This window comes from Salibacter sp., from assembly GCF_031581065.1.
Taxonomy (GTDB): domain Bacteria; phylum Bacteroidota; class Bacteroidia; order Flavobacteriales_G; family Salibacteraceae; genus Salibacter.
In genome coordinates, this window is sequence record NZ_JAVLBN010000075.1 from 1 (window position 1) to 5972 (window position 5972).

General features: G+C 40.0%; 3 protein-coding genes. 2 read left to right on the plus strand and 1 reads right to left on the minus strand.

Annotated features, from left to right (window positions below; translation table 11 throughout):
* Positions 1-991 (minus strand): FAD-dependent oxidoreductase (locus tag RI557_RS11195; protein WP_310683828.1); only part of this gene is annotated, 991 nt, incomplete at its 3' end.
* A 96-nt stretch (positions 992-1087) separates the two neighbouring features.
* On the opposite strand from RI557_RS11195, the gene RI557_RS11200 reads away from it, so the two are divergent.
* The gene (locus RI557_RS11200; RefSeq protein ID WP_310683830.1) at positions 1088-5527 is read left to right on the plus strand and encodes a gliding motility-associated C-terminal domain-containing protein; all 4440 of its coding nucleotides are present in this window, start codon (positions 1088-1090) and stop codon (positions 5525-5527) included.
* 158 nt (positions 5528-5685) lie between these two features.
* On the plus strand, positions 5686-5972 hold a 287-nt coding region (locus RI557_RS11205), incomplete at its 3' end, for a hypothetical protein (protein ID WP_310683832.1).

A 5972-nucleotide genomic window follows, 5' to 3' on the forward strand; every position in this document is an offset into this window, starting at 1 on the left:
CCAGTTGTTCTGCGAGTAAAGGAGCCATCAAAATAGCTTTAGAACCCATTCCGCTAAAAGCGAATACATTTTGGTGCTTTGGATGAGGGCCTATCACGGGGCGTCTTCCTTTAATTGCAGGCCTAATTCCGGCTTTGTGGTCGATTATTTCAAACCGTGTATCTCCAATTACTCCTTTTAACTTATCAATCAGCTCTGATTTTCCCCTTTCGGTCAGATCCGTAGTTAAATCAGAGTTTGAGTATGTAGCCCCTATTTTAAAGGTGTTGTCGCCAAGAGGTAACATGAAAAAGCCTTTTGATAGGATTTTCTCTGTATTGACTGAACTGCATTTAATGGTCAGAACCTCACCTTTAACCGGCTGAAATGGTAAATCCTCAAAAGGGAGGAAGTCTCTGATATGTAATCCGTTTGCGAAGATTATTGCATCGAATTCTTCGGTTTGGTTACTGTGGCGGATTTGAATATTCTTTCCGAATGACACCTGGCTCTGACCGATATTGACTTCCCTCAACACGTTTCTTTTTTTGAGTTCCTTTCTAAAGTCATCGATCATTTTATTAGTGTCGACATAACCGGCATGAAATAATTCGGCTCCTCCATGCCTGTTTTGGATTTCTCTATCGAGTATGCCTTTATATAAGGTATTACTCATGAAATTGGAAAAGGGTTCGTCTCCCGATTTAGAGAACCAGTTATTTTGTTCCTCAGCTGACGAGAAGAGCCTGAGGTAGCTCATAGGATAGTAAAACTTAGAGTTGGAAAAGATTTCAGCGCCTTTAAAAGTAGGACCTAGAGATTCGATGAACTTTTCAGCATTCCAGGATAGTGATGGCCTTCGAAAAGTAACCGGATTCCAAATTCCGGCAGCTACACGGGATGGGGAGTTTGGGTTAATTTGATCAAAAACAACTGGGTTAAATCCTTTTTTTATTAATTGGAAGGTGATTGTTGTGCCTGAAATTCCTTGTCCTAACACGGCTATTTTCATGCTGTTGCTAATTAATCGTTAAAAAAATTTAAACCATGTACAACGAAAATATTACCTTTCGCGTCTTCAAAGAGGAAACAAAGAAATTATATTCTTATGAAAAGGTTATTGTTAGCGTTAATTATTGGGTTTTTTACTCTTTTGAGTAGTAATGAAGTGAAGGCTTCTCACGTTGCTGGGTCAGATATAGCAATTCAATGTTTAGGAAATGATTCCTTCCTTGTGACTATCAATTTTTTTAGGGACTGTAGTGGTATTCCTGCACCTAGTTCCTTGCCATTAGCGATTAATAGTCCGTGTGGCACTGTCAATCAAACAGTTCAACAAGATTCTTCAATTGAAGTTTCACAGTTATGCCCGAGTGCGATAGGAAATAGTACTTGTAAGACAAGTGGAAGTTTGCCTGGAATTGAGCAATATTTTTACTCTGCAATTGTTGTATTGCCACCATGTCCACAAGGTAACTGGGTTGCAAGCTATAGTCATAATGCTAGAAACTCAAACAATAATTTATCTGGAGCTGGCTCGTTTTATTTAGAGTCAGAGATTAATACTAATGTAACTCCCTGCAACAATTTACCTCAGTTTAGCTCTCAGCCTATTCCATATGTGTGTGCTGGACAACAGGTAGTGTATAATTTTGGTGTTACTGAAGTTGACGGAGACTCTCTTGATTTTAGATTTGGTCAACCCTTAAATGGTGCAGGGAGTCCTGTAGGGTGGGGAGCAGGATATTCAGTAAATAATCCATTTCCGGTGCCCGTAACCCTTGATCCACAAACCGGTCAGCTAACATTTACCCCTTCGTCAGCAATGGTGCCTCAACCAGCCGGACCTGCTCAAGATGATTTTTGGGTTATAAAAGTTTGTGTAGATGAATATAGAAACGGAGTTTTAGTGGGGACAATATGTAGAGATGTCCAGATTACAGTACAGAATTGTGACAACTATCAGCCATATATGATAAATCCCGGTATTCAGAACTTTACCGGTTCCGGCTCTCAGGTTGATTCAAACTCAGTTGTGGCATGTTTAGGACAAACGTTTTCATTTGACGTGCAGTTTTCTGATTCGCTTCACCCTAACCAAGCTTTTGGTGACTCTGTTACGTTAACCACTAATGCCGGTGCGGTTTTATCTGGTGTTACGACTACAATTACAAATGGAGATACAGCAACGATCAACATATCAGGAACGATTCCTGCAAATGCGCCACCTTTTAGTATTTTCACCATCAATGCAGTGGATGATGCCTGTAATGTTTCTGGTATTGCCAGTGTGCAATTTGATGTTACTGCTATACCGAATACTTATGCCGGTCCTGATCAAATCTTGTGTCAGGGAGTTGATACGGCTGATATTGAGGTTGTAGGTGGAGACACCTTTACGTGGTCTGTCATCTCAGGAGATCCAATAAACCCTGGTGTTAATTTTAAAGATACTACAGGAACAAATGGTAAAAACGTTTGGGCTTTTCCAAATACAACGACAACTTATCAGGTTGTTTCTAATCTTGCAACTGGTTGCGGTAATACTGACACCATTACAATAGTTTCAGCGCCTAATTTCAACTTATCAGCAGTTGGTGATACGGCAGTTTGTCCGGCAGATTCATTCTACAACTTCCCATTTGACGCCAGTACTGATAGTAACTTTGTCTATTCTTATCAGTGGTCAAATGGGTCGTTCTTAGATGATGATACAATACAAACTCCTACAGCTACTATAACTGAAACGCAAACTTTTGGCGTTACAGTTGAGAGTGACTCAGGCTGTATTAAAGAAGATGATCTAACTGTTACTTTTACACCTCCATTTCCGGTAGATGCTACTGTTGATTTTGCCGATAGCGTTTTATGCAATGGTGATTCAACTGCAGCTTTTATTGATTTTGGAGCACAGATCAATAATAACTGTGGGCCGGCTACAACTCCTTGTCCCGGTAATGTTAACCAGGGAATAATAGGAACCGGAACAAATGCAATTGGTGGTACAACTTATCCTGCACCTTATGGAAACTGGTATTGGGGCGCAAGACACCAAATGCTTTATACAGCAGCTGAGCTTCAAACTATGACAGGTACTGCTCCAGGAGCAGGAGCAAAATTGACAAGTTTTGGGTTAGATGTTGCTCAACTTGGTTCTCAAACAAATTATCAAAACTTTGAGATCTACATTACCTGTACAGGTTCAAATGATTTAAATAGTGGTTGGGCGACAGGCTTGACTCAAGTTTACAATTCAGCGGGTGAAACTATCTCCACAGGATGGAACGACTATACATTCTCTCAGGCGTATGACTGGGATGGTACTTCAAACCTTGTAGTGCAGGTTTGTTTCAATAATTCGTCTTTTACAGGAAATGGTAATGCTTACACTAACACAACTGCTACACCTTTTACGAGTGTTAGGTATTCTAGGGCTGATCAATCTGGTGTGTGTGCAAATAACGGGTTATTCCAGAGTACATCATCTGATCGTCCCAATGGAAGGTTTGGATACTGTACAGGATTTGATCCTGCAGCGTTTAATTACCAGTGGTCGCCAAACGTAGCTATTTCAAATACTGGTATTTACAACCCTGATGTTTACCCTGGTGCTACAACAACTTATGAAGTGATTTACAATGATACTTTTGGAGCATGTGTTGATACAATTTCAGGAACAATTGATGTTGTAAACTCATACAACCCTTCATTTGACCTGGATTCTGCGTATTGTGTGACTGAAGATCCTGATACGGCACTTCCCTTTACACCGGGTGGTGTTTGGACAGGTGATGGTATAACTGACTCTCTTGCCGGAGAGTTTTCACCAGGAGTTGCTGGAGGCGGAACAGCATTTGTCACATATACTCTTGCTAGTCCTGCAGGTAATTGTGTTACTGATACGACTTATGAAATTTCGGTTATTCCTTTACCGGATGCAACTCTAACATCCCCTGATTCACTGTGTTATACGGGAGGGCCTTATACCTTACAAGCCGCAACACCAGGTGGTGTTTGGTCAGGACCTGCAATTGTTGACTCTTTGACTGGGGAGATTGATCCAAATGAAGTTCAACCGGGTCAAACATTTATTGAATACGAAATTTTTGAACCGTGTTACGTCAATGAGGTTACAAGTGTATTCCTTTATGAAGCTTATGAATTCAACTTTGTTGATACACCAAAAACTGTTTGTATCAACGATACGCTTATTCTCAACAACTATAATAGAGTGACAGCAGGTAACGCTGGTCCGGGACCTATAGAATATACATGGAGTGGACCTGGTATAACGAATACAGATAGTGGTTTCTTTGATCCATCAACTTTAAGTCCAGGTAGGTTCACGCTGTCGTTAACTGCTGCTGATCCTAATGGTACTTGTGCTACTACTGATAGTATGGGTGTGGTGATTTACCCTGTTGATACACCTAAAGTTGTCAATAACCTCATTTATTGTGATAATACCGACAAGGGTAACATTAACATCAATACAGGATTTGGTCAGGGTAATTGGACTATTAATCCTATCCCACCAACTACTGCAACATTACTACCCAACCAAACAACAGGTAGATTTAACCCTCAACAGATAGGTCCGGGTATGTGGTATCTAGAATATACATATCAAAACATTAATGGATGTATTGGTGAGTTGAATGATACTATAGTAATTCAAAACACTCCAGATAAGCCGGTTTTTGATGATACAACCTATTGCGTTGGTGATTTCATCACAGTATCTGGAGAATATGATAATCCTGATAGTGTACTTTGGTATAGCGATGCACCAATAAACAGTTCAAACTTTATTGGTAGTGGAATGCCTTTTGATTACGGTGACGCACTAGATCCTACAAATGTTAATGAAGTTACGATTTATGCCAGAGAAACAAATGGTGAATGTAAGAGTGGGTTGGCTTCTTACACACTACCTATCTCTGAAACACCAAATTCTAACTTTTACAGAACATATGTAGATAGTAACAATGTTGAGCAGGTTGCAGATACATTTGACTTTATTAAAGGAAGATCACCGTTCTCAATTACTTATGACCCAGTAGCACCTCTAGATCAGTATGATTTTGAGTGGGATCTATGGTTGGGTTGTGATCCTTCTCAATCTGCAGATGGGCAGTATGGTTGTCCAATTGTAAACACAGAAGATCCGGTAGTTTCATTTACTTATGAAAAAGAAGGTCTTTACAGAGCTCGCTTAGTGGTTACAAATGACTTTGGTTGTTCTGATACTTCATTCTCAAATCACGAGGTGTTGTTCTCAGGAGAAATACCTAACGTGTTTACTCCTAACGGTGACGGTGTAAATGATGAGTTCTTCATTCCAGGTGCTGGTGCATTGAGAGACTTTAGAGTTGAAATTTACAACCGTTGGGGACGCAAAGTGTACGAATGGACAGATCCACAGGCCGGCTGGGATGGCGAAGGTCATAATGACGGAGTTTATTTCTACGTTGTAACAGCCAAGAGAGGAAACGGAGAAGATTATATTGAAAAAGGAAATGTTACACTTGTAGGTAACGGGAACTAGACTTATTTCTTCAAATATTATATTGAGCAAAACCCTCCGCAATAGCGGGGGGTTTTGTTTTTGTTAAAGTTTTAATGCATTTTTGATTAGATATGACCCAACCGGTTTCAAGCAGTTGCGTCTATTAGGTGATTTTACCCTAATAATTAGTGTCAATTATGAAAAAAATAATATTTCTATTTGTTTTAATGTTGTCAATGGCAGCTTTTAATAACAAAGCAAAAGCTTCTCACGCTGCTGGTGCAGAGCTAAGTATTTCATGCCTTGGGAACAACCAATATGAGGTAAGTCTCAGCTTTTTTAGAGACTGTAGTGGTATTTCAGCCCCAACAGGTCCTCAACAAATAAACTTCACCAGTCCTTGCGGGAATACTACTGCAACAGTTACGTTAGATACAATGTATGAGGTGTCGCAGATTTGTGATTTACAAATTGGAAATACGAC